Source organism: Alkalicoccus luteus (assembly GCF_052061695.1).
Classification (GTDB): domain Bacteria; phylum Bacillota; class Bacilli; order Bacillales; family Salisediminibacteriaceae; genus Alkalicoccus; species Alkalicoccus luteus.
Window position 1 is genome coordinate 1 of record NZ_JBPZEY010000024.1, and the last position, 2,327, is coordinate 2,327.

Genomic DNA, 2,327 nt, shown 5'->3' on the forward strand with positions numbered 1-2,327 from the left:
AGAAGTACGTGGTCGTAGACCCGAAACCGGGTGATCTACCCATGTCCAGGGTGAAGTCCAGGTAACACTGGATGGAGGCCCGAACCCACGCATGTTGAAAAATGCGGGGATGAGGTGTGGGTAGGGGTGAAATGCCAATCGAACTCGGACATAGCTGGTTCTCCCCGAAATAGCTTTAGGGCTAGCCTCGAGGGAAGAGTCTTGGAGGTAGAGCACTGATTGGACTAGGGGTCCCTACAGGATTACCGAATTCAGTCAAACTCCGAATGCCAACGACTTATCCTCGGGAGTCAGACTGCGAGTGCTAAGATCCGTAGTCAAGAGGGAAACAGCCCAGACCAACAGCTAAGGTCCCCAAGTATACGTTAAGTGGAAAAGGATGTGGAGTTGCTTAGACAACCAGGATGTTGGCTTAGAAGCAGCCATCATTGAAAGAGTGCGTAATAGCTCACTGGTCGAGTGACTCTGCGCCGAAAATGTACCGGGGCTAAACGTATCACCGAAGCTTTGGATGGACACACCGTCTGGTGTGTCCGTGGTAGGGGAGCGTTCCAGGGGCGGCGAAGCACGATCGGAAGAACGTGTGGAGCGCCTGGAAGTGAGAATGCCGGTATGAGTAGCGAAAAGAGGGGTGGGAATCCCCTCCGTCGAAAGCCTAAGGTTTCCTGAGGAAGGCTCGTCCGCTCAGGGTTAGTCGGGTCCTAAGCCGAGGCTGAAAAGCGTAGGCGATGGCAAACAGGCGAAAGATTCCTGTACCACCTTGTTTCCATTTGAGCAATGGGGGGACGCAGGAAGGTAGGGAAAGCGCACCGCTGGACGTGTGCGTCGAAGCAGAAGAGGCTGGCAGACAGGTAAATCCGTCTGCCGTAAGGCTGAGCTGTGACCGCGAGGGAAATAAAGTACCGAAGTTCCCGATCCTACACTGCCAAGAAAAGCCTCTAGCGAGGAAACGGGTGCCCGTACCGCAAACCGACACAGGTAGGCGGGAAGAGAATTCTAAGACGCGCGGGAGAACTCTCGTTAAGGAACTCGGCAAAATGACTCCGTAACTTCGGGAGAAGGAGTGCTCCCCAGGGTGAATAGCCTGGGGGAGCCGCAGTGACCAGGCCCAAACGACTGTTTATCAAAAACACAGGTCTCTGCCAAGCCGCAAGGCGATGTATAGGGGCTGACACCTGCCCGGTGCTGGAAGGTTAAGAGGAGGCGTTATCCCCTTACGGGGAGAAGCGCTGAATTGAAGCCCCAGTAAACGGCGGCCGTAACTATAACGGTCCTAAGGTAGCGAAATTCCTTGTCGGGTAAGTTCCGACCCGCACGAAAGGTGCAACGATTTGGGCACTGTCTCAACGAGAGACCCGGTGAAATTATAGTACCTGTGAAGATGCAGGTTACCCGCGACAGGACGGAAAGACCCCATGGAGCTTTACTGCAGCTTGATATTGGGTGTTTGAACAGCTTGTACAGGATAGGTAGGAGCCTTGGAAACCGGAGCGCCAGCTTCGGTGGAGGCATCGGTGGGATACTACCCTGGCTGTTTGAACATCCTAACCTCGGACCGTGATCCGGTCCAGGGACAGTGTCAGGCGGGCAGTTTGACTGGGGCGGTCGCCTCCTAAACAGTAACGGAGGCGCCCAACGGTTCCCTCAGAATGGTTGGAAATCATTCGCAGAGTGCAAAGGCATAAGGGAGCTTGACTGCGAGACAGACAGGTCGAGCAGGGACGAAAGTCGGGCTTAGTGATCCGGCGGCACCGTATGGAAGGGCCGTCGCTCAACGGATAAAAGCTACCCTGGGGATAACAGGCTAATCTCTCCCAAGAGTCCACATCGACGGGGAGGTTTGGCACCTCGATGTCGGCTCGTCGCATCCTGGGGCTGAAGTAGGTCCCAAGGGTTGGGCTGTTCGCCCATTAAAGCGGCACGCGAGCTGGGTTCAGAACGTCGTGAGACAGTTCGGTCCCTATCCGTCGCGGGCGTTGGAAATTTGAGAGGAGCTGTCCTTAGTACGAGAGGACCGGGATGGACATACCGCTGGTGTACCAGTTGTTCCGCCAGGAGCATCGCTGGGTAGCTACGTGTGGACGGGATAAGTGCTGAAAGCATCTAAGCATGAAGCCCCCCTCAAGATGAGATTTCCCATCACCCTAAGTGAGTAAGATCCCTCGGAGATGACGAGGTAGATAGGTCTCGCGTGGAAGCGTGGCGACACGTGCAGCGGAGAGATACTAATCGATCGAGGGCTTAACCAATGAACATCGTCGCTCGGCAGAGCGACCAAGACACACGATTCGTTTTCGCGTTATCCGGTTTTGAGCGGGTACGCTCAT

General features: G+C 55.2%; 1 rRNA gene. It reads left to right on the forward strand.

The features are described from left to right. Positions 1-2,249, forward strand: a 23S ribosomal RNA gene (locus ACSZLD_RS16765); the annotation flags it as partial. Positions 2,250-2,327: the final 78 nt, after the last annotated feature.